The 22,560-nt window shown below is 64.5% G+C and carries 18 protein-coding genes; 8 read left to right on the forward strand and 10 right to left on the reverse strand.

Annotated elements, in window-relative coordinates; translation table 11 throughout:
- Nucleotides 1-16: 16 nt before the first annotated feature.
- A complete protein-coding gene (glnA, locus tag FAZ11_RS15575) occupies nucleotides 17-1,423 on the reverse strand; it encodes a glutamate--ammonia ligase (RefSeq protein ID WP_058761474.1) in 1,407 nt (468 codons plus the stop codon).
- Nucleotides 1,424-1,808: 385 nt separating this feature from the next.
- Here glnA and thiI point away from each other — a divergent pair, with 385 nt between their 5' ends.
- The 3 genes from thiI to FAZ11_RS15590 all read left to right on the forward strand — a co-directional run bounded on the left by thiI (nucleotide 1,809) and on the right by FAZ11_RS15590 (nucleotide 7,709).
- A complete protein-coding gene (thiI, locus tag FAZ11_RS15580; RefSeq protein WP_058768501.1) occupies nucleotides 1,809-3,263 on the forward strand; it encodes a tRNA uracil 4-sulfurtransferase ThiI in 1,455 nt (484 codons plus the stop codon).
- A 157-nt stretch (nucleotides 3,264-3,420) separates the two neighbouring features.
- Nucleotides 3,421-5,238, forward strand: coding sequence for a translational GTPase TypA (gene typA, locus FAZ11_RS15585; RefSeq protein WP_058761476.1), 1,818 nt, complete (start codon nucleotides 3,421-3,423; stop codon nucleotides 5,236-5,238).
- A 533-nt stretch (nucleotides 5,239-5,771) separates the two neighbouring features.
- A complete protein-coding gene (locus FAZ11_RS15590) occupies nucleotides 5,772-7,709 on the forward strand; it encodes an autotransporter domain-containing SGNH/GDSL hydrolase family protein (RefSeq protein WP_058772177.1) in 1,938 nt (645 codons plus the stop codon).
- Here FAZ11_RS15590 and FAZ11_RS15595 read toward each other — a convergent pair.
- The 6 genes from FAZ11_RS15595 to FAZ11_RS15620 all read right to left on the reverse strand — a co-directional run bounded on the left by FAZ11_RS15595 (nucleotide 7,706) and on the right by FAZ11_RS15620 (nucleotide 14,998).
- A complete protein-coding gene (locus FAZ11_RS15595; RefSeq protein ID WP_058772176.1) occupies nucleotides 7,706-10,030 on the reverse strand; it encodes a putative bifunctional diguanylate cyclase/phosphodiesterase in 2,325 nt (774 codons plus the stop codon). The two genes, FAZ11_RS15590 and FAZ11_RS15595, sit on opposite strands and share 4 nt — an antisense overlap.
- A complete protein-coding gene (locus FAZ11_RS15600; protein WP_058772175.1) occupies nucleotides 10,017-11,051 on the reverse strand; it encodes a polyamine ABC transporter substrate-binding protein in 1,035 nt (344 codons plus the stop codon). The genes FAZ11_RS15595 and FAZ11_RS15600 overlap by 14 nt, the downstream gene beginning before the upstream one ends.
- 93 nt (nucleotides 11,052-11,144) lie before the next feature.
- Complete coding sequence (locus FAZ11_RS15605; RefSeq protein ID WP_137279401.1) at nucleotides 11,145-11,771, reverse strand: phosphatase PAP2 family protein; 627 nt, start codon at nucleotides 11,769-11,771, stop codon at nucleotides 11,145-11,147.
- Nucleotides 11,772-11,891: 120 nt separating this feature from the next.
- Nucleotides 11,892-12,521, reverse strand: a complete 630-nt coding sequence (locus FAZ11_RS15610) for a phosphatase PAP2 family protein (protein WP_058772174.1) — start codon at nucleotides 12,519-12,521, stop codon at nucleotides 11,892-11,894.
- Nucleotides 12,522-12,692: 171 nt separating this feature from the next.
- A complete protein-coding gene (gene metK, locus FAZ11_RS15615) occupies nucleotides 12,693-13,883 on the reverse strand; it encodes a methionine adenosyltransferase (protein WP_058772173.1) in 1,191 nt (396 codons plus the stop codon).
- A 116-nt stretch (nucleotides 13,884-13,999) separates the two neighbouring features.
- Entirely contained in the window at nucleotides 14,000-14,998 is a 999-nt protein-coding gene (locus FAZ11_RS15620; RefSeq protein ID WP_058772172.1) for an ArsR/SmtB family transcription factor, read from the reverse strand.
- Nucleotides 14,999-15,217: 219 nt separating this feature from the next.
- On the opposite strand from FAZ11_RS15620, the gene FAZ11_RS15625 reads away from it, so the two are divergent.
- The 5 genes from FAZ11_RS15625 (at nucleotide 15,218) to tkt (ending at nucleotide 20,843) form a co-directional block, all read left to right on the forward strand.
- On the forward strand, nucleotides 15,218-15,859 hold the full coding sequence (locus tag FAZ11_RS15625; RefSeq protein WP_058772171.1) for a paraquat-inducible protein A: 642 nt from the start codon (nucleotides 15,218-15,220) through the stop codon (nucleotides 15,857-15,859).
- The gene (locus FAZ11_RS15630; protein ID WP_099049422.1) at nucleotides 15,856-16,497 is read left to right on the forward strand and encodes a paraquat-inducible protein A; all 642 of its coding nucleotides are present in this window, start codon (nucleotides 15,856-15,858) and stop codon (nucleotides 16,495-16,497) included. The genes FAZ11_RS15625 and FAZ11_RS15630 overlap by 4 nt, the downstream gene beginning before the upstream one ends.
- Entirely contained in the window at nucleotides 16,481-18,127 is a 1,647-nt protein-coding gene (locus tag FAZ11_RS15635) for a PqiB family protein (RefSeq protein ID WP_058768494.1), read from the forward strand. The genes FAZ11_RS15630 and FAZ11_RS15635 overlap by 17 nt, the downstream gene beginning before the upstream one ends.
- Nucleotides 18,124-18,726: a PqiC family protein gene (locus FAZ11_RS15640; protein WP_058768493.1), complete on the forward strand. Its 603-nt coding sequence runs from the start codon at nucleotides 18,124-18,126 to the stop codon at nucleotides 18,724-18,726. Before FAZ11_RS15635 ends, FAZ11_RS15640 begins: the two co-directional genes overlap by 4 nt.
- A 119-nt stretch (nucleotides 18,727-18,845) precedes the next feature.
- The gene (tkt, locus tag FAZ11_RS15645; protein ID WP_058772170.1) at nucleotides 18,846-20,843 is read left to right on the forward strand and encodes a transketolase; all 1,998 of its coding nucleotides are present in this window, start codon (nucleotides 18,846-18,848) and stop codon (nucleotides 20,841-20,843) included.
- Between the two features lie 145 nt (nucleotides 20,844-20,988).
- On the opposite strand, the gene FAZ11_RS15650 is transcribed toward tkt, so the two are convergent.
- From FAZ11_RS15650 to FAZ11_RS15665, 3 genes are all read right to left on the reverse strand, one after another.
- A complete protein-coding gene (locus FAZ11_RS15650; RefSeq protein ID WP_058772169.1) occupies nucleotides 20,989-21,297 on the reverse strand; it encodes a hypothetical protein in 309 nt (102 codons plus the stop codon).
- Nucleotides 21,298-21,577: 280 nt separating this feature from the next.
- Nucleotides 21,578-21,958, reverse strand: coding sequence for a hypothetical protein (locus tag FAZ11_RS15660; protein WP_137279399.1), 381 nt, complete (start codon nucleotides 21,956-21,958; stop codon nucleotides 21,578-21,580).
- Nucleotides 21,955-22,560 (reverse strand): polymorphic toxin type 47 domain-containing protein (locus FAZ11_RS15665; protein ID WP_241667484.1); only part of this gene is annotated, 606 nt, incomplete at its 5' end. The genes FAZ11_RS15660 and FAZ11_RS15665, both read right to left, overlap by 4 nt.

Here is a 22,560-nt window from a genome sequence, read left to right on the forward strand (position 1 = left end):
AATTACCGCAGCGGGATTAGACGCTGTAGTACAGGTCGTATTCCAGCGGGTGCACGAAGGTACGCACCTTGATCTCTTCCTCGGACTTCAGCTCGATGTAGGCATCGATGAACTCGTCGGTGAAGACGCCGCCCTTGGTCAGGAACGCACGGCCGGCGTCCAGGGCTTCCAGGGCTTCCTTCAGGCTGCCGCAGACCTGCGGGATCTTCTTGCCTTCTTCCGGCGGCAGATCGTACAGGTTCTTGTCGGCGGCATCGCCGGGGTGAATCTTGTTCTGGATGCCGTCCAGGCCAGCCATCAGCAGCGCGGCGAAGCACAGGTAGGGGTTGGCAGCCGGATCCGGGAAGCGGGCTTCGATGCGGCGGGCTTTCGGGCTCGACACATAGGGGATACGGATGGAGGCGGAGCGGTTACGGGCCGAGTAGGCCAGCATGACCGGGGCTTCGAAGCCGGGCACCAGACGCTTGTAGCTGTTGGTGGACGGGTTGGTGAAGCCGTTCAGGGCCTTGCCGTGCTTGATGATGCCGCCGATGAAGTACAGGGCGGTATCGGACAGGCCGGCATAGCCTTCACCCGCGAAGGTGTTCTTGCCATCCTTGGAGATGGACATGTGCACGTGCATGCCGGAGCCGTTGTCGCCGTACAGGGGCTTGGGCATGAAGGTGGCGGTCTTGCCGTAGGCATCGGCCACGTTGTGCACGACGTACTTCAGGGTCTGGGTCTCGTCGGCCTTCTTGACCAGGGTGTTGAACTGCACACCGATCTCGTTCTGGCCAGCGGTCGCCACTTCGTGGTGGTGGACTTCCACGGTCAGGCCCATTTCTTCCAGGGCGTTGCACATGGCGGTACGGATTTCGTGGTCGTGATCGACCGGCGGAACCGGGAAGTAGCCGCCCTTGACGCCCGGACGGTGGCCCTTGTTGCCGCTTTCGAAGTCAGCGTCGGTGTTCCAGGACGCCTGCTCGGAGAAGATCTTGAACATGGAGCCGGAGATGTCCGACTTGAACTTCACTTCGTCGAAGATGAAGAACTCGGGCTCCGGGCCGACGAACACGGTGTCGCCGATGCCGGTGGACTTCAGGTATTCCTCGGCGGCCTTGGCGATACCACGGGGGTCGCGCTCGTAGGGCTGCATGGTCGAGGGTTCGATGATGTCGCAGACCAGGATCAGGGTCGGCTCTTCGGTGAAGGGGTCCAGGACGGCGGTGCTGTCGTCGGGCAGCAGGATCATGTCGGAGGCTTCGATGCCTTTCCAGCCGGCGATGGAGGAGCCGTCGAACATCTTGCCGTGGGCGAAGAAGTCCTCGTCCAGCGCGTCACGCGCCGGCATGGTGACGTGTTGCTGCTTGCCTTTGGTGTCGGTGAAGCGCAGGTCTACCCACTTCACGTCGTTTTCTTTGATCAGTTGAACAGCCTTCGACATGGTTTCCTCCAGAGGAATTTCGGCCGGGAGCGGTTGGCGGTACTCCCGGTATCAGCTGTGCCCTTGAGGGGCGCTCCCGTGCTGCGCGGTCCACGACCGGCATTCGACGAAAAGCGCCCTATGCTGGCTCAGGGGCGGCTGCCTCACAAGAGAGCAAGTTGTATGCCAGTGCCCTTAAATGGGCTGGAGCGGCTTGCCACCGCCTCTCGCGGCGTTTTCAGGCCTGTCGATGCCGCATCGTTGCACCTGTTTGGTGCTTGATATTTCGAATATGCACTTAAATGGGGCTTTGAGTGATTTTGTCGGCCCGATTCGAGTCCGCGGCGGTTTTCAGGTATGATCTTCGCCCTTTTCTTTCGCGTTTCCCGCACGCCGTCTCCCGTTCATGAAGCTCATCATCAAGGTCTTTCCGGAAATCACCATCAAGAGTCGCCCGGTGCGCAAGAATTTCATTCGCCAATTGGTGAAGAACATTCGCGTCGTGCTGCGTGATCTGGATCCGGATGTCTTGGTCGATGGGGTATGGGACAACGTCACCCTGGACACCACGGTCAGCGAACCGCGGGTGCTGGCGGAGATGAAGCAGCGCCTGGCCTGCACCCCCGGCATCGGCCAGTTCCTCGAGGTGCACGAGTATCCGCTGGGCGACTTCGAGACCATCCTCGCCCTGTGCGAGCGCCATTTCGGCGAGCGGGTCCGCGGCAAGGTGTTCTCGGTGCGCTGCAAGCGCGCCGGCAAGCATGACTTTTCCTCGATGGACGTGGAACGCTACGTCGGTGGCGGTCTGCGCGAGCGCTGCGGCGGTGCCGGCATCGCCCTGAAGAATCCCGAGGTAAACGTTCGCCTGGAGATCCGCGACCAGCAGCTGTTCATCATCGACGAGCACCACGAGGGGCTGGGCGGTTATCCGCTGGGCGCCCTGGAGCAGGTGCTGGTGTTGATGTCCGGTGGCTTCGACTCCACCGTGGCCGCCTATCAGATGATGAGGCGCGGCATGGTCAGCCACTTCTGCTTCTTCAATCTCGGTGGCCGTGCCCACGAATTGGGCGTGATGGAAGTGGCGCACTATCTGTGGGAGAAATTCGGTCGCTCCCAGCGCGTGCTGTTCATCAGCGTACCCTTCGAGGAAGTGGTGGGGCAGATCCTCACCCAGTGCGACGACAGCCACATGGGCGTGATCCTGAAGCGCATGATGCTGCGCGCGGCCAGTCGCATCGCCGAGCAGTTGCAGATCGAGGCGCTGGTGACCGGCGAGGCCGTCTCCCAGGTCTCCAGCCAGACCCTGACCAACCTGGCGGTGATCGACAAGGCCACCGATACCCTGGTGCTGCGCCCGCTGCTGGCCAGCCACAAGCAGGACATCATCGACACCGCCCAGCGCATCGGCACCGCCGACTTCGCCAAGCACATGCCCGAGTACTGCGGCGTCATTTCGGTGAATCCCACCACCAAGGCCAAGGCCATGCGGGTGGAGCACGAGGAAAGCAAGTTCGACCTGGCGGTGCTCGACGCCGCCCTGGAGCGCGCCCGCTTCATCACCGTCGACAAGGTGATCGAAGAGCTGGGCAAGGACGTGCAGGTCGAAGAGCTGGCACAGCCCTTGCCAGGTCAGATCGTGGTGGACATCCGCCATCCCGACGCCCAGGAAGAGGCGCCGCTGGAAATTGCGGGCATCGAGGTGCAGGCCATGCCCTTCTTCGCCCTGAACAGCCGTTTCAAGGAACTGGACGACAGCCGCCAGTACCTCCTTTATTGCGACCGCGGGGTGATGAGCCGGCTGCACGCCCATCACCTGCTCACCGAAGGGCACGCCAATGTGCGCGTTTATCGTCCGGCCTAAGCAGCCGGGCCTGCTGGGTGGCAGTATCCGCCACCGCCCTCCCGACCTCCGCTAGCCGGCCGGCCCCTGCGCCGTCGGCCGCGTTTCGCGTCTTTGCAATCTCCAGCTGTCAGCCTGCTGGCTGAAGCTCCTTCATTTCTATACCGAGAACACCACTGTGATCGAGAATCTACGCAACATCGCCATCATCGCGCACGTCGACCATGGCAAGACCACCCTCGTCGACAAGCTGCTGCGCCTGTCCGGCACCCTGGACCGCAAAGAAGCGGAAAACGAGCGGGTGATGGACAGCAACGACCAGGAAAAGGAACGTGGCATCACCATCCTGGCCAAGAACACCGCGCTGAAGTGGAAGGACTACAACATCAACATCGTCGACACCCCCGGCCACGCCGACTTCGGTGGCGAGGTGGAGCGCGTGATGTCGATGGTCGACTCCGTGCTGCTGGTGGTCGACGCCCAGGACGGCCCCATGCCGCAGACCCGTTTCGTGACCCAGAAGGCGTTCAAGGCCGGTCTGCGTCCGATCGTGGTGGTGAACAAGATCGACCGTCCCGGCGCGCGTCCGGACTGGGTCATCGACCAGATCTTCGACCTGTTCGACAACCTCGGCGCCACCGATGAGCAACTGGACTTCCCGATCGTCTACGCCAGCGCCCTGAACGGCATCGCCGGTCTGGATCACGAGAAGATGGACGACAACATGGATGCCCTGTTCCAGGCCATCGTCGACCACGTCCCGGCGCCCCAGGTCGATGTGGACGGTCCCTTCCAGATGCAGATCTCCCAGCTGGACTACAACAGCTTCCTGGGCGTGATCGGCATCGGCCGCATCGCCCGTGGCCGCATCAAGGCCAACACCCCGGTGGTGGCCATCAGCGATGACGGCAGCAAGCGCAACGGTCGTATCCTCAAGATCATGGGCCACTCCGGCCTGCAGCGCGTAGAGGTGGCCGAAGCCGAAGCCGGCGACATCGTCTGCGTCTCGGGCATGGACGAGCTGTTCATCTCCGACACCCTGTGCGATCCGCAGAACGTCGAAGCCCGTCCGCCGCTGACCGTCGACCAGCCCACCGTGAGCATGACCTTCCAGGTCAACGACTCGCCCTTCGCCGGTCGTGAAGGCAAGTTCGTCACCAGCCGCAACATCAAGGACCGTCTGGACAAGGAGCTGCTGCACAACGTGGCCCTGCGCGTCGAGCCGGGCGAGTCGGCCGAGAAGTTCAAGGTCTCCGGCCGTGGCGAGCTGCACCTGTCGGTGCTGATCGAGAACATGCGCCGCGAAGGCTTCGAGATGGCCGTGGGCCGTCCGGAAGTGGTGATCATCGAGAAGGACGGCGAGAAGCAGGAGCCCTACGAGAACGTCACCATCGACATCGAAGAGCAGCACCAGGGCTCGGTGATGGAGCAAATGGGTCTGCGCAAGGGTGATCTGACCAACATGATCCCCGACGGCAAGGGCCGTATCCGCCTGGAATACACCATCCCGGCGCGTGGCCTGATCGGCTTCCGCAACAACTTCCTGACCCTGACCTCGGGCAGCGGCATCCTGACCTCGACCTTCAGCCACTACGGCCCGATCAAGGCCGGCGAAGTGAGCAACCGTCAGAACGGCGTGCTGGTGTCCATGGCCACCGGTACCGCCCTGACCTACTCGCTGGAAACCCTGCAGAGCCGCGGCAAGCTGTTCCTGGCCCCGGGCGACGAGATCTACGAAGGCCAGCTGTGCGGCATCAACAGCCGTGACAACGACCTGGTGCTCAACCCCACCAAGGGCAAGAAGCTGGACAACATGCGCGCCTCGGGCAAGGACGAAGTCATCGCCCTGGTGCCGCCGATCAAGTTCACCCTGGAGCAGGCGCTGGAATTCATCGCCGACGACGAGCTGGTGGAAGTGACGCCCAAGTCCATCCGCCTGCGCAAGAAGTACCTGAACGAGAACGACCGCAAGCGCTTCGAGCGTTCCAAGGTCTGATCGCGTTTGGGTCATGCAAGAAAGCGCCTTCGGGCGCTTTTTTGTTGGCCGCGTGGCGCAGTCGACGGCGTCGTTAATCAGGCCGCCGATAGGCCGTCAGCCGTTGGGTCGCAGGAGATCCCTAGCGGGGCTACCCTCACCCCGGCCCTCTCCCGGAGGGAGAGGGTGGAAACCGCTCGCGGAGGTCGGGTTGAGCGCAGCGAAGCCCAACGATTCCTCCGTCAGGCCGTCTCCCAGAGGGAGAGGGCAAACCGCTCGTGTAGGCTGGGTTGAGCGCAGCGAAGTCCAACAGCTCCGCCCCGGGGCCTTATCCTGCTGGTCAGGAGAAAGGACGGACCCGCAGGCTCGATCGGGCAACGCATCGTCCGGCTTGCCCTGGTGCCTTGCCAGCCCCTCTGATCCCGACCTTGCACCTCTGCAATGAACGTCTCGTATTTTTTGTTCACATCGAGATACAACGTCATAAAAAGCGTCTAGCTTGAGCCTAACGCGCCCTGACGCGTGCTCCGATAACAACAATCAAGGATGCAGGCATGACGCTTTCTCTCAGGCAACGCCTGCCGCTGGCCATCGCTCTGGCGACGGCCCTGGCGGCAACCGTACAGGCGGCTCCCAATCCCTACAGTGGCTTCACCGTGTTCGGCGACAGCCTGCTGGATGCCGGGCAGTTTCCGGATACTGCGGTCACGGGCGCCAGTCTCAGATTCACCAACCGCGTCGGCCCCAGCTATAGCGCCGCCAGCGGCGCGGTGAGCGGACCGGTATCCTCGATCCTGCTTGGCCAGCAGTTGGGTTTCGATGCCCGGACCCTGGATGCCTCGACCTCGGTGATCAATCGTCTACTGGGGCTCTCCGACGGCGACAACTGGGCTACCGGCGGCTACACCACGGCGCAGATCCGCGATTCCATCACGGCCACCAATGGCTCGGTGGTGGCCGTGAGTGGCCTGACCCTGCGCACGCGCGACGGCTATCTGCCGGGCCTCGCCAGCCAGGGGCTCAGCCTCGATCCCAACACCCTGTTCTATATCAGCGGGGGCGGTAACGACTTCCTCCAGGGCCTGATCACTTCGCCGGCCAGCGCGGCGGCGGCGGCCAATCGCCTGGGGGATGGCGTCGCCGCGCTGCAGCAGGCCGGCGCTCGCTACATGATCGTCTGGCTGCTGCCCGACATCGGCCAGACCCCGGCGCTGGCCGGCTCGCCACAGCAGGCGGCCAGCTCGGCCCTGAGCAGGGTCTTCAACCAGGCGCTGGTCACGCGCCTGGCCGGCATCGATGCCGAGATCATTCCCCTGAACGTACCGCAGCTGTTCGCCGAAGTGGTGGCCGATCCCGCGCGCTATGGCCTGGCGGCTGGGCAGAATCTCACCGGTACCTGCTTCAGCGGTGACAACTGCGCGCGCAATACCACCTACGGCCTCGGCGCCGCGGCGGCGGACCCGAGCAAACTGCTGTTCAACGACCGCGTCCACCCGACCATCACCGGCCAGCGGTTGATCGCCGACTACGCCTATTCGCTGCTGGCCGCCCCCTGGGAGGTGACGCTGCTGCCGGAGATGGCCCAGGCGACCCTGAGGGCGCAGCAGGACGGCCTGCACCAGCGCTGGCTGGGCGACTGGCACGCCTGGCAGCCGGTGGGACGCTGGCAGGGCTACGTGGATACCGGCGCGCGGCGGCTGGACGTCGATGACCAGCGCAGCACCGCCGGCGGCGATGGCAACGGCTACAGCCTGGACCTGGGCGGCAGCTATCGGCTCGATGACGCCTGGCGCATCGGCGTGGCGGCTGGGGTCTCGCGCCAGCACCTGGAAGTGGGCGCGGCCGATTCCGACTATCGCCTGAATAGCTATCTGCTCAGCGCCTTCGCCCAATACCAGGGTGAGCGCCTCTGGAGCGATCTCACCGCCACCGGTGGCCGGCTCGACTATGACGACCTGACCCGCCGCTTCGCCTTGGGGCCGACTACCCGTAGCGAGCGCGGCGATACCGCTGGTGACTTGCGCGCCCTCTCGGCACGCCTGGGCTACGACCTGGCGACAGCCGGCAGCGCCTGGCACCTGAGCCCTTATCTGAGCGCCGACTATGCCCGCGTCCAGGTGGATGGCTACCGTGAACGCGGCAACGATGCCACGGCGCTGGAATTCGATGACCAGTCGAGTACCTCACGGCGCCTCGGGCTCGGTCTGCAAGGCCGCTGGCAATTCACCCCGGCCACGGCGCTGTTCGCCGATGTGGGCCGCGAACGGGAATTCGCCGATGGTACCCGCGATGTGACCCTGCGGCTGAACAGCGTCCCCGGCCTGGACTACACCCTGGAGGGCTATCGACCGGACCGCGACCGCACGCGCTTGAGCCTGGGCGTGGTGCAGCGTCTGACGCCGGAGCTGACGCTGCGGGGCGGCTATACCTACGCCGGTGCTGGCGATAGCCATCAGCAGGGCGTGGGCCTGGGCCTGTCGCTGGACTTCTAGAGCTGGCGCGACGGGTCCAGGCGCTGCCGCTGCCAGTCGCGCAGCTCGTCCAGGCGCCGTGGCGGGCAGACCAGGAAGCCCTGCAGCAGGTCGCAGCCCGCCTGTTGCAGGCAGAGCCGTTTGAGCTCGGTATCCACCCCTTCGGCGATGACCTGGGCGTTGCGGGCATGGCAGAAGGCGACGAGGGCATCCAGGCTGGCCTGGTTACCGGGTTGGCTGAGGCGCTCGACGATGAGGCGGTCGAACTTGATGGTATCGGCCGGATAGTCGGTAACCTGCTGGATGGAAGTATAGCCCACGCCGAAATCGTCGATGGCCACGCGAAAGCCCTCGGCACGCAGTTCATGCAGCAGCGCCAGGGTTCTTTCGTTGAGTTCGGCGGCGAAGGTCTCGGTGAATTCCAACTCCAGACGCCCTGGATCGACCTGGTGGTGGCGCACCCGCTCGCAGAGGTAGGGCACGATATCGGCCTGCTCTAGTTGCGCGGACGACAGGTTGATGGACAGCACCAGGTCGGCGCCCAGGGCCTGCTGCAGGGCTGGATACTCACGGCAGGCCTGGTCCACCACCCAGCGATCGATCCAACGGAAATGCCCGTGGCGCTCGGCGATGGGAATGAACTCCGCCGGGGACACGGCGCCCAGGCGGGGCGAATTCCAGCGCAACAGGGTTTCGGCGGAGCGCACCTGGCCGGCACTGTCGATGGCCGGCATGTAGACGAGATGAAATTCCTCGTCCGGATTCATCTGGCGCAGATACTCGTCCAGCAGGTCCTGGCGTCGCTGGCGTGCCGCCAGCTCGGCGGTGAAATGCGCCAGGCGATTACCGCCTTCGCCCTTGGCTCGGTACAGCGCCAGATCGGCCTGGGCCAGCAGGTCGGCCAGATCCAGCGGCGACTCGGGGGCGGCCAGGCCGATGCTCAGGGTCACCGCATAGCGCCGTTCGCCGACCAGGGTGCCGTTGTCGTAGTGCCGCTGCAGTTGTTCGCCCAGGGCCAGGGCATCGGCGGCCGCCTGCTGGCCACGGAGCAGGATGGCGAATTCGTCGCCCGCCAGGCGGGTGAAGACCACCTCGTTGCGCGCCTGGTAGGCCGGGAGCATCAGCTGTGTCTGCTGGGCCACGGCCTGCAGCAAGTCATCGCCCACCTCATGGCCGAATCTGTCGTTCACCAGCTTGAAATTATCCAGGCCGAAGTACAGCAGCGCGATGCTGCGGCCGTCCGGCTTTTCTCCCAGCCAGGACTCGCCCATCAGTTGGAAGTAGCGGCGATTGCCGATCTGGGTGAGGACGTCGGTACGCAAGGCCGTGCGCAACTGCGCCAGGATGGCCAGGTTGCTGTCGTGCAGGCGCTTCATGTTGGCGCCCAGATGGCCGATCTCGCCGGGTTCACGGCTGGCTTCGAGTGCCTGACGCTGGCCCTCCAAGACCTCGGTGAGCTGGCTGTCGAGCCGGGCGATGGGCCGGGTGATATGGCGCCGAATCAACACCACCAGGAGCAGGATGCAGGCGAGGGTCACCAGCAAGCCGCCGCTGAAATAGACGACCGCCAGGCGCCGCAACTGGTCGTTCAGGCGTTGTGGATCGGGAGTCAGCCGCACATAGAGGTCTGGGGCCAGGCGTTGGACGACGGTAAACCCACCGGCCTCGGCGGGCGGCGTGCGGCTGAATTCCAGTGGCGCGCCATAGGTTTGCTCGAGCGTTCGGCGCTGCGTTTCCACCCGGTCGGGACTGACCGCCAGTTGCAAGGTCATCGCCAGATCGCGTTGGCCGAGCAGCGGCGGGCCGCTGGTACTGGGCAGCAGCGAGGTGGTCGCGACGAGGAGCGACTGGCCCTGCTCGTCGCTGAGGTAGTCGCGTCGCTCCAGGGCGCCGTTTGGATTGCGAACCAGGCGTGCGAGCAACTGCCGTTGGGCCTGGCCCAGTTGCGCGAAGGGATCGTCGCTACGCTCGTAGTAGTAGACCAGGCTCAGGTCCGGGCGGACGATCGCCAGCGAAATCCGGGTGGGCGCATCGTTGCCGGCCAGTTGCTGGACGGCCAGTTGCAGCTGGGTCCCCAGGGCTTCGTTGCGATAGGGAACGTCCGGCTGCCGCAGGAAATTGCCCAGCGCCGCGCTGTTGGACAGGGCATAGAGCAGGTTGCGGCTGAAGTGGTCGTACTCGCGATAGGTGTTCTCCAGCGCCGCCAGATCATGGTTGAGCCGAGAGCGCTCGAGACCGATCACGGCTTCGCGTTGCACCCTGTAGCCCAGTCCGGCCAGCGTCAGGCAGCAGAGCAACACGACCGGCAGGATCAGCAGCAGGGTGCGCTTATTCAGATTCATGCCGACCTACCAAGGCGCTGCCGATTCTTTGCCGGGTCTGGAAGGTGTCGGCAGGCCCTTCACGGAACACCTGGCTACGGGCGAGTACCTCGTTGGGCGGAAACAGGCTGGGATCCTGGCGCAGCTCCGTGGGCAGCAGGCGCAAGGCGCCGGCGTTGGGCGTCGCCAGGTGCAGCTCCACGGTGGCCAGCAGGGCGTTGCGCGGCTCGTTGAGGAAGTCGATGAAGCGCCAGGCGGCCGCCTGGTGGGTGGAGTTGCTGAGCACCGCCACGCAGTCTACCCAGAGCAGGGTACCCTCGCGCGGCGTGGTGAAGCGCCAGGGCTGACCCTGGGTTGCCGCGTTGAGCAGGTGCTGATCGCCGCTGTAGCCCAGCGCCAGGTCGATGCGGTCGCTGTAGGCCGGGTTGTGCAGGGCACTGACCACGTATTGATAGGTGAGGACCGCCGGCGCCTGGGCCTTGAGCAGGGCGAAGCTGCGCCTGAGCAGCTCGGGGTCGTCGCTGTTGATGGCGGCGCCCAGGGTGATCAGTGGGGCGACCAGCAGGTCGTCGTGGTCTTCGAGCATGGCGATGCGTTTGCGCAGGGCCGGCTCAGGCTGCAGCAGGGGTTGCCAGGAGTCGGGTGCCTTGGCCAGACGATCGCTGCGGTAAAGCAGGCCCAGGGTACCCCAGACATAGGGGACGGCGTAATCGCCGCAGCTTTGGCGCCAACGGGGATCGAGCTCGGCCAGGTGGGGCAGACGGCGTGGGTCGATGCGGGCCAGCAGGCCGTCCTGGCCGAGGCGGGTGGCGCTGACCTCGTTGATCACCACCAGGTCGAGATCGGCATCGCCCCGCGCCAGGGTGGCGTCGCGTACGTCGCTGCTGTCGAAATGGATCTCCTGCAGCGGCTGATTGGCCTTGGCCCAGCGTTGCAGCAGGGTATCGCTGAAATAGCCTTCCCAGGTATAGAGCCGCAAGGGCTCCGCGTTCAGCTGGAGCGGCAGCCAGAGCAGCAACAGCAGCATCCGTCTTGGGTGCATCTTGGTCTTCCAGGCGATAGCGAACAGTCATGACGGCGCGCGCCTGGCGTGCACCGTTCTTCCTATAACACTTAGGAGCCTAGACGAACCTGGTTAGTTTATCGGCGACGACGTCTGAGCGTGCAGATCGGTTCGGGTGTAGGGCCGATCGCTGCCGGCGGCCAGGGTGCCGAGATCCTGCATCAGGTTGTGGGTGGGCGCGCGTAGCCCGTGCAGCAGCACCAGCGGCAGCAGCAGGCTCGCCACCAGGGCGAGCGTCTGGCGCCGCGGCAGCAGGATCTGGGCCGGCAGCAGACGCAGGCTTAGCGCCGCGACCACCAAGCCGAGCAGGGTGCCGGTGATGGCCTCTGACGGCGAGTGATAGCCCAGGCGCACCCGCGAATAGGCCACCAGCACGGCGGCCCCGACGCCGAGCCAAGGCGCCAGGAGGCGCAGGCGCCCCTGCCCGAACAGCAGCCAGGCCAACACTGGCAAGACGCTGGCGGCCTGCATGGAGTGGCCGCTGAAACCGGTGAAGTCCAGTTCCCGGCTACCGATGCCCCAGCCGAAGAAGGCGATCTTGGTCGCGGCGGTGAGCAGGCAGGCCAGGGCGAACAGGCCGAACCACAGCAGCAGGGCGCGCAGACCGCTGCCCAGCGCCAGCCAGAGACCGATGAGCAGGGCGCAGGGCAGCATCACGGCGGCGTCGCCGAAGTTGGTGATGAAGGGCCAGATACTCATGGGCGGGGCTCTCGCTCGAGGCGCGCAAGACCGCGCCAGGGGACTACAGAGAAGACGAAAGCGCCCATGGTAACGCTGGCGTCGCCCCGCCTGCCAGCATCTGGCCCGCGGCTGTCCGCGTCAGTTCTGCAGCGGCGCCACCCCGGCCCGCTGGTGCGCGCGGGTCCAGGGGTTCTGTTCGTCGGCGAATTTCACCGCCAGGCGTTCCAGTACCCGCTGCGTCGGGGCGTTGGTGCCGTGCAGCAAGAGCAGCGGCAGCAGCAGTAGACTCGCGCCCAGGGCGGCCTGGCGCGGTTTGAGCACCACCTGCTGGCCGCGTAGCAGCCAGAGCAGACTGCCGCTGGCGGCATAGCCGATGGGCAGGCCGGTCACCACTTCCGATACCGAGTGATAGCCCAGTACCACTCGAGAGATGGCGATGAGCAGCGCGAATACCGCGCCGATGGCCGCCGCGGTCAGCCGTAGCGCTGGCCGCGCCCGGCCAGCCAGCAGCCAGCCGAGCACCGGCAGCACACTGCCCACCAGCATGGAGTGGCCACTGAAACCGGTGAAGTCCAGGCGCGGAATGCCCAGTCCCCAGCCGAAGAAGGCGACCTTGGACAGGGCCACGAGGAGACTCGCGGCACCGAACAGCAGCAACCAGAGCGACGCCGCCCGCGCGGACAGGCCGGCCAGCAGCCACAGCGCGATGAGCAGGGCGCAGGGCAGCATCACCGAGGAATCGCCGAAATTGGTGATGAACAGCCACATGGATGAGCAGACTCCTGTAAACGACGAGGCATTCTGACCGCTTGAGACCCAGAGGTTGCATCGCGCGTGCCAGCCTGTGGACTGGCGCAAGAAAGCGCTGGGACACCTTTGGCAGACCCAGAAAAAAGCCCCGGGCACCAGAGGTGGCCGGGGCTTTCGTCGTGGGGCGCTTTACAGACCGGCGGCGGCGCGCAGGGCGTCGGCCTTGTCGGTGCGTTCCCAGGTGAAGGTGGTGAAGGTGTCATCGCCCACGGTGATTTCCTGCGGATGACGGCCGAAGTGGCCATAGGCCGCGGTGGCGCGATACATCGGGTGCAGCAGGTCGAGCATGGTGGTGATGGCGTAGGGGCGCAGGTCGAAGTGCTCGCGCACCAGCTGCACGATCTTCTCGTCGCTGACCTTGGCGGTACCGAAGGTGTTGATCGAGATGGAGGTGGGCTGGGCCACGCCGATGGCGTAGGACACCTGGATCTCGCAACGCTCGGCCAGGCCCGCGGCGACGATGTTCTTGGCCACGTAGCGGCCGGCGTAGGCGGCGCTGCGGTCGACCTTGGACGGGTCCTTGCCGGAGAAGGCGCCGCCGCCGTGACGGGCCATGCCGCCGTAGCTGTCGACGATGATCTTGCGGCCGGTCAGGCCGCAGTCACCCACCGGGCCGCCGATGATGAACTGGCCGGTCGGGTTGATGTGGAACTGGGTGTCCTTGTGCAGCAGCTCGGCAGGGATGACGTGCTTGACGATCAGCTCCATCACGGCTTCGCGCAGGTCGGCGTACTTGACCTCGGGGTTGTGCTGGGTGGACAGCACGATGGCGTCGATGCCGACCACCTGGCCGCCTTCGTAGCGGCAGGTCACCTGGGACTTGGCGTCCGGACGCAGCCAGGGCAGCAGGCCCGACTTGCGCGCCTCCGCTTGGCGCTCCACCAGGCGGTGGGAGAAGGTGATGGGCGCGGGCATCAGCACGTCGGTCTCGTTGCAGGCGTAGCCGAACATCAGGCCCTGGTCACCGGCGCCCTGGTCTTCCGGCTTGCTGCGGTCGATGCCCTGGGCGATGTCCACCGACTGCTTGCCGATGATGTTGACGATGCCGCAGGTGGCGCCGTCGAAGCCCACGTCCGAGCTGTCGTAGCCGATGTCGACGATGACGTCGCGCACCAGTTGCTCCAGGTCGACCCAGGCGGAGGTGGTGACTTCGCCGGCGACGATGGCCACACCGGTCTTGACCAGGGTCTCGCAGGCCACGCGGGCGTGCTTGTCCTGGGTGATGATGGCGTCGAGCACGGCGTCGGAGATCTGGTCGGCGATCTTGTCCGGATGGCCTTCGGAGACGGACTCGGAGGTGAACAGGGAATATTCGCTCATCGAACGGTTCCTAAATTACCAAGGGGTAGGGGCCCGAAGGCCGGTCGAGACAGCAGTTTCCTTGCTGGACATGACGCCCGTGGGCGCCCGGTCCGCCCGCCATTGGCCGCTCGGCCTCATGACGGGGTGTTTCCCTGATCCGGGCGCGCGAATTGCCGCACCTGGATCTGAAAGCCATTGCGCAGGCCGAGGTAGAGGCTTTCGCCGGCTACCAGACCCGCGGCCTGTGCCCAGCGCGCCAGTTCGTCCTGGTCGAAGCCGAGCCAGAGATCGCCACAGGCGTCCCGTGCCCAGGCCTGGTCGTGGGGGCAGAGGTCGGTGATCACCAGGCTGCCGCCGGGGGCCACGCACAGCGCCAGGCGTTGCAATGCAGCTGCCGGCGCGGCCAGGTGATGCAGGACCATGTTGAGCACCACGCAATCGGCGCGGGGCAGCGGCTCGGCCAGGGCATCGGCCAGTTGCAGCTCGACGTTGGCGAGGCCGTCGCGCTGGCAGCGCTGACGGGCCAGTTCGAGCATGGCCGGGCTGTTGTCCACCGCCAGCACCTGGGCGAAGCGCTGGGCCAGGTCGGGCAGGAAGGCACCGTCGCCCGGTCCCACTTCCAGCGCGCAACCGCGCGGATCCAGCGCCAGGGCATCGAGCAGGCTGAGCAAGCCATCGCGATACTGCGGCAGGCTGGCGATGAGGTCCTGCTGGGCCTGGAATTTCTCCGCCACCCGGGCGAAGAAGTCACGACTCACCGCCGCACGCTGGGCATGCACCTCGCCGATCCGCGCCTGCACCGGCGTCGGCAGGGGCAGGGCATCCACCTCTTCGAGCAGCGCGGCGTGCAGCGCACCGCCCAGGCTACCCGGGCGTGGCAGGGCGCGGCGATAGAAGATGGCATTGCCTTCCCGGCGAGTTGCCACCAGCTTGGCCTGGGCCAGCACCTTGAGGTGGTGGCTGATGCCGGACTGGCCGGTAGCGAAGATCTGCGCCAGCTCCAGCACGCCGAAGGAGGCACTGTGCAGGGCGCGCAGGACGTTCAGGCGCAGGGGATCGCCGCCGGCCTTGCACAGGGCGGCGAGGGTGTCACCTGGATCTCGGCCGAGCGCCGGCACGCGGAGCGGATTCATGGGGCGCTAGTCTAGAGACCCGTCGAACCCCTCGCAAGAAAAGCATCAAAAAGTTTTGATGCTGGCCGGGCGCTTGCGCGGGCAGGCAGATCGGCAGCGAGCTAGGTAAGATGCCACCGCCAGTCGCCTGACCATCGTTGCGCTCCGTGCGGTAACTCCGGGGGCGCTAACGCGTCAAAGATGCAGAATTCGTTCAGGGAGCGCCATCCAGGCCGTCTCATGTCCGCCCAGCCACCCTCTTCTTCCGCACCCGCGCCAGGCACTCATCTGGTGATTTGCGAGCACTGCGACTCGGTGCATCGCCTCGAACCGCTGGCGGTGGGTGAGCGGGCGCATTGCCTGCGCTGCGGCGCCTTGCTCTATCGCGCCAGTCGGCTCGATATTCAGGGCTTGCTGGCGCTGGCCATCGCCGCGGCGGTGCTGTTCGTCATCGCCAATGTCGGCCCGATCCTGCAATTGAGCTTTCGTGGCCTGCACAGCGAGGCGACCCTGCTCGAATCCGTGGTGGCCATGAGCAGCGGTTTCGCCGGCCCCATGGCGCTGGTGGTGGCCATGACCCTGTTCGTGGTGCCGTTACTGCAGATCGTCTTGCTGCTCTGGGTACTCGGCTTCGCCCAGGCCGGCTTGCGCGCCCCCGGCTTCGCCACCGCCATGGTCACCCTGCATTACCTACGCCCCTGGAGCATGATCGAGGTGTTCGTGCTCGGCGCCCTGGTGGCGGTGATCAAGCTGGCCGGACTGCTGCACGTGGTGGTGGGCCTGGGCCTGTTCGGCATGGTGGGGCTGATGGTGGTCCTGTTGATCATCGCCAAGCGCGACCTGCATCCGCTGTGGGACGCCGTCGGGGAGCGTGAGCCGTGAGCGCGCCCCAGCTGCCGCCGCGGGCGGCCGAGCTCGGCCTCTGCCTGTGCCACGTCTGCGGCAACGTCTGCGCGGCGCCGCAGCATCGCAAGGCCGGCTGCCCGCGCTGCGGTTCGGCCCTGCATCCGCGCAAGCCGAACGCCTATGCCAAGACCTGGGCCTACCTGCTCGCTGCGCTGATCCTCTATATCCCGGCCAATACCCTGCCGGTGATGTTCACCGGTACCCTGGGGCGCGGCACGGAGAGCACCATTCTCCAAGGAGTGATCGAATTCTGGGAGAACGGCTCCTGGGGCGTCGCCCTGGTCATCTTCATCGCCAGCGTGGCGGTGCCATCCATCAAGTTCCTGGTGCTCGGCACCCTGCTGGTGACCTGCCAGCGGCGCAGCGACTGGGCGATGGCCCAGCGTGCCCGGCTCTATCGCTTCGTCGAGCTGATCGGCTACTGGTCGATGCTCGATGTGATCGTCGTGGCCCTGGTCTCGGCGCTGGTGCATTTCGGTGCCCTGAGTTCGGCAGCGCCGCGCCTGGGTATCGTGTTCTTTGGTTTCGTGGTGGTGCTGACGATGCTCGCCGCGATGAGTTTCGATCCCCGCTTGATCTGGGATGCAGAGGTGAACGATGACGGACAGGCATGAACCCGACGCCCTGGCGCCTACCCCCGAGGTACGCCGCAGTCGCTGGAGCGTCTCGCTGATCTGGCTGGTGCCCATCGTGGCGGCCCTGATCGGGTTGTCCATGGTCGTCCACAGCTGGGCGTCGCGCGGGCCGACCATCACGGTGACCTTTCTCACCGCCGAGGGCCTGGAAGCCGGCAAGACCCAGGTCAAGTACAAGAACGTGGTGATCGGCACCGTCACCGACATCCAGCTGGCGCCGGATCGCGACCGGGTGATCACCACCATCGCCCTGGAGAAATCCGCCGAAGGCTTCGCCACCCAGGGTGCCCGCTACTGGGTGGTGCGGCCACGCTTCGGCGTGAGCGGCGTCTCGGGCGTCGATACCCTGCTGTCGGGCCCCTTCATTGGCGCCGACATCGGCGACTCCACCGAGAAGCACTACGACTTCCGCGGCCTGGAGCAGCCACCGGCGCTGATCCATGGCGCCTCGGGCAAGCGCTTCCTGCTCACCGCCGATGATCTCGGCTCCCTGGACGTGGGCTCGCCGATCTACTACCGGCGCATCCAGGTCGGGCGGGTAGTGTCCTATCACCTCAACCGCGAAGGCACGGGCGTTGACGCCCAGGTGTTCATCGATTCCCCCTACGACCGCTTCGTCACCACCAATAGCCGCTTCTGGAACGCCAGCGGCGTGGACGTGGCCCTCAGCGCCAGCGGACTCAAGCTCAATACCCAATCCCTGGCCACGGTGGTCGCCGGTGGCATAGCCTTCGTCACCCCGGACTGGCCCAAGGACCAGCAGGAAGCCGCGGAAGACACCCATTACACCCTGTTCGATGACCAGACCAGCGCCCTGGCGCCGCCGGATGGCGAACCGCACTACATCCGCATGAGATTCCAGCAGTCCCTGCGTGGCCTCGCCACCGGCGCACCGGTGGAATTCCTTGGCATGAACATCGGTCGGGTGGTCTCCCTGACGCCGGACTACGACCAGAAGAAGGATGATTTCTCCCTGGTCGTCGGTGCGGTGATCTATCCGCAGCGCCTCGGCGAGGTCGGCAAGCGTATCGAGGCCCAGGATCGCGATGGCAAGCTGTTCGCCGGCTGGGTGGAGCGCGGCCTGCGCGCCCAGGCCCGCACCGGAAATCTGCTCACCGGGCAGCTCTACATCTCCATCGACTTCATTCCCAATGCGCCCAAGGTGGCTTTCAATCCCAAGGCGCAGCCGCTGGTCATTCCCACCGTCACCGGCAGCTTCGACCGCTTGCAGGAGCAGATGGCGGGTATCGTCAACAAGATCGACAAGATCCCCTTCGACTCCATCGGCAAGAATCTCGATACCAGCCTGGCGCAGCTGAGCGGTACGCTCAAGCAGCTCAACAGCGGGGTACTGCCGCAGATGACCACTACCCTCATGGGCGTGCAGCAACTCACCGGCAGCGCCAGCCAGACCCTTGGCGCCGATTCGCCCGTGCAGCAGAACCTGAACCAGACGCTCGAGGAAATGCAACGCATGGCGCGCTCCCTGCGGGTGTTCGGCGACTACCTGAGCCGCCATCCGGATTCCCTGATCCGCGGTCTGGTGACCGATCCGCCGCCCAAGCTCGAGCCGGGCTCCCGCGATGCCGTCAAAGGAAAACTGCCATGAAGCGCCTGACCTGCCTGGCTCTGCCCCTGCTGCTGGCCGCCTGTGCGGCCAAGGCTCCGCTGACCTACCACACCCTCACCAGCAGCGCCGATCCTCAAGCCACGGGTGAACCGGCGCCGTTCCGCTTCGCCCTGCAGAGCGTTACCGTGCCACCGCAGGTGGATCAGCCGCAACTGGTGATCCGCCAAGGTAATGGCATCGCCCTGTTGGAGGACCAGCGTTGGATCGCGCCCCTGGCCGACGAGGTGCGCAGCGCCCTGTCCGCTGATCTGCAGGCGCGCCTGGGCACCCTGGACCTCGGCGATGCCCCGCGCGGTGGCGGCAGTCCGGTGCTGCGTATCAACCTCGATGTACGCCGCTTCGAGTCGGTGCCCGGCGGCTTCGCCCGCCTCGAAGGCCTCTGGACCCTGCGGCTGGCCACGCCGGCCGGTGATCGGGTGCTGACCTGTGGTAGCCGCTTGCAAGCGCCTGCCGGCCCCTCCTACCAGTCCCTAGTGGATGCCCATCGGGCGGCCCTGCGCCAGCTGGCGGCGCGCATCGAACCGGTGGCGCGGCGCTTCGTCGCCGCCGACGGCGAGGCCGACTGTCCCGCGTCGTAACGGCGCGTAACGGAATGCCTGGTGATTCGGCGCGCGACGGACCGCGCCGATTGCTGGAAGTGCCCTGGCTGGGCCAGAATGACGGCCCCTTCGCTCTGCCTCTGCCAGGAGACACCGCAATGCCCAGCCGTCGTGATCGAGCCAACGCCATCCGCGCCCTCAGCATGGATGCCGTGCAAAAAGCCAACAGTGGCCACCCCGGCGCGCCCATGGGCATGGCCGATATCGCCGAGGTGCTCTGGCACGATCAACTCAAGCACAACCCGGCCAACCCCCAGTGGGCCGATCGCGACCGCTTCGTGCTGTCCAACGGCCACGGCTCCATGCTCATCTATTCGCTGCTGCACCTGTCCGGCTACGACCTGTCCATCGATGATCTGAAGAACTTCCGCCAGCTGCACAGCAAGACCCCGGGCCATCCCGAGTACGGCTACGCCCCGGGTATCGAGACCACCACCGGTCCGCTAGGCCAGGGTATCGCCAACGCCGTGGGCTTCGCCCTGGCGGAAAAGGTCATGGCCGCCCAGTTCAACCGCCCCGGCCACAGCGTCGTCGATCACCACACCTACGCCTTCCTGGGCGACGGCTGCATGATGGAAGGCGTCTCCCACGAGGCCTGCTCCCTGGCCGGTACCCTGGGCCTGTCCAAGCTGATCGCCTTCTACGACGACAACGGCATCTCCATCGATGGCGAGGTCGAAGGCTGGTTCACCGACGACACCCCCAAGCGCTTCGAGAGCTACGGTTGGCAGGTGATCCGCAACGTCGATGGCCATGATGCCGACGAGATCAAGACCGCCCTGGACACCGCGCGCAAGAGCGACAAGCCCACCCTGATCTGCTGCAAGACCGTGATCGGCTACGGCGCGCCGCACAAGCAGGGCAAGGAAGAGTGCCACGGCGCTCCGCTGGGCAACGACGAGATCCAGGCCGCGCGCGAACTGCTCGGCTGGTCCCATGCGCCCTTCGAGATCCCGGCCGATATCTACGCCGAATGGAGCGCCAAAGAGCGCGGCGCCGCGGCCGAAGCCGAGTGGAACAAGCGCTTCGCCGCCTACGCCGCCGCTCATCCCGAGCTGGCCGCCGAGTTCAAGCGCCGCATGGCCGGTGACCTGCCCGCCGATTTCACCGAGCGCGCTGCTGCCTTCATCCAGGAAGTCGCCGCCAAGGGCGAGACCATCGCCAGCCGCAAGGCCAGCCAGAACGCCCTGCAGTTCTTCGGTCCGCTGCTGCCCGAGCTGCTCGGCGGCTCCGCCGACCTGGCCGGTTCCAACCTGACCCTGTGGAAAGGCGCCAAGGGCGTCACCGCCGAAGACGCCAGCGGCAACTACGTCCACTACGGCGTGCGCGAATTCGGCATGAGCGCCATCATGAACGGCGTCGCCCTGCACGGCGGCCTGGTGCCCTACGGCGCCACCTTCCTGATGTTCATGGAATACGCCCGCAACGCGGTGCGCATGTCCGCCCTGATGAAGCAGCGGGTGCTCTACGTCTTCACCCACGACTCCATCGGCCTCGGCGAAGACGGCCCCACCCACCAGCCGGTAGAGCAACTGGCTTCGCTGCGCTACACCCCCAACCTGGACACCTGGCGCCCGGCCGATGCGGTGGAATCCGCCATCGCCTGGACCGCTGCCCTGGAACGCCGCGACGGCCCCAGCGCGCTGATCTTCTCCCGCCAGAACCTGGCCCACAGCGTGCGCGACGAAGCCACCCTGGGCAACGCCGCTCGCGGCGGCTACGTGCTCAAGGACTGCGTCGGCGAGCCCGAGCTGATCTTCATCGCCACCGGCTCCGAAGTCGGCCTGGCGGTGCAGGCCTACGAACGCCTGACCGCCGAAGGCCGCAACGTGCGCGTGGTCTCCATGCCCAGCACCAGCGTCTTCGACCGCCAGAGCCCCGAATACCGCCAGCAGGTCCTGCCGGTGGAAGTCGGCGCCCGCATCGCCATCGAGGCCGGCATCGCCGACTTCTGGTACAAGTACGTCGGCCTCGACGGTCGTATCATCGGCATGCACACCTACGGCGAATCCGCCCCGGCCCCGGCGCTGTTCGAACACTTCGGCTTCACCCTGGATAACGTCCTGGCGGTGGCTGGGGAGTTGCTGGAAGACTGAGGTCGCGGGTTGTAGTGCAAAAAAGCCACGCGAATGCGTGGCTTTTTTATAGATGCTATATCGAAAATTTCGGATGGCGGAGAGCTATACTTCGACGCTTGGGCCTGCGAACAGCCTTAGAAGTATCACAGTTTTTCTAGCTTTTTTATTCTGATTCTTTTGGAAGGCTAATATTTTGAGCCTCGTTGATCCTTTTTATAGCCTTCGCAAGTGAGCGGGCCTTCCCAATATACAACGGGCTTTCCCAGTCAAAATCCTTTATGACTCGTATGTCGAAGCAGCCATCAGGATTAAATGATGGATACCAGCCGACATCCAGCAAGAAATCGTTTTCATAAGCTACTTGTAGCATGTCCTCTTTCAGGGCAAATAGGTCTTGCTTAAAGTCAGCCAGCTCTTCCAGTGGGCTGAAGTCATCGAATTCGACTTTTCCTTGAATAAAGTTTAATGTCATTTTCGGGTCAGCTTCTTGAATTCTGGTTCTGAGATTGTGTGTCCGTGTATGGTGTTTGCGCTCAGTTCAATGCGAATCCAACGGCTTGGCTTTCCTTCACTGGCACCTACTATGTGGTCGAACTCTTTAACCTTCCATGGCTTGCCGTTAGTGACAGGTGTCCCTGTTCTGTAGGTTTCGCGCTCGATTTCTTCGATTTTTATTCCCGGCTTAGACTTCGCTGGGCCGGTATTTGTTGATTTCACAATCTCAGGCCAATCCTTTTGGCTAAAGAAAGGACTCAATTTTTCTGTGGGTCGCTAATTTCAACATGGGTGACGTAGTCGTGATCATTCATGAATGCAATATTGTTTTCATCTAATATCCAAAATATATATCCAGTAGTATTTTGTAGTAATAGCTCTAAGTCGTCGCAATTTTTAAAAATCCAGCCCTTATATTTTTTTTCGAAAATTACGAGGGTGGGATTTTTGAAGTTGCAGTATTCATTAATTTTTTTCCAAAAATTAGAGTTTTTAAATGTGTGAGCATTCCTTGGGCCCTTCCCGTTCGCTATTTCGGTAAGTAGATTCTGAGTTTTTTTGTCAACCTCTACCTTCGTGCTATCTATTTGTAATGATTCTATTTCTTCGTATATTTCTTGCTCTAAATGGTCCATCATGGAACTCCAATTCTTGAGCGACTTATCGGTGCGCTAAGTATCAATATATGCCCTCGGCGCGCTCCTCCCTCGCCTCGTTTGCCTGGTGTCTGGTAGCCTACATGAGGCGATTTAGGCCCGTTCGCAGATGGCACCAATGTAGGGTCGTCTATATTTACTTCTGCACCTTTGTTTCTTCCGCTTAATACTCGCCACTCTACGGGGTGGCTCTTGCCGTATTGATCTTTCGCCCACTTAGTCACTGTGAACTCTTCTTTACTCACTCCGGTAAGAATGAAGGCTTCATTCTTGGCGCTATTAAACTGTGTATACGGCGTGCCCTTTGTGTTTCTTCTGTCGAGATCGACATCAGAATTGAACGTCCAGGGATCTGCTTTCTCACCACCCGGACACTGCCCCTTAACATTCGCCAACCCCAGCGGATCCACCCAGCCGGTGGGGTTGGGCGCATACCGATAGCTGTTCAACCCACCCGCCAACCGGATGGGGTCAGGGGTGATGAAGCTCCCCGTCTCCGGATGATAGTAGCGGTGGCGGTTGTAGTGGAGGCCGGTTTCGGGGTCGTGGTATTGGCCCTGGAAGCGCAGGGGTTGGGCGATCTG

Origin of the sequence: Pseudomonas rhizoryzae (genome assembly GCF_005250615.1) — a bacterium.
In the GTDB taxonomy this organism is placed as follows: domain Bacteria; phylum Pseudomonadota; class Gammaproteobacteria; order Pseudomonadales; family Pseudomonadaceae; genus Chryseomonas; species Chryseomonas rhizoryzae.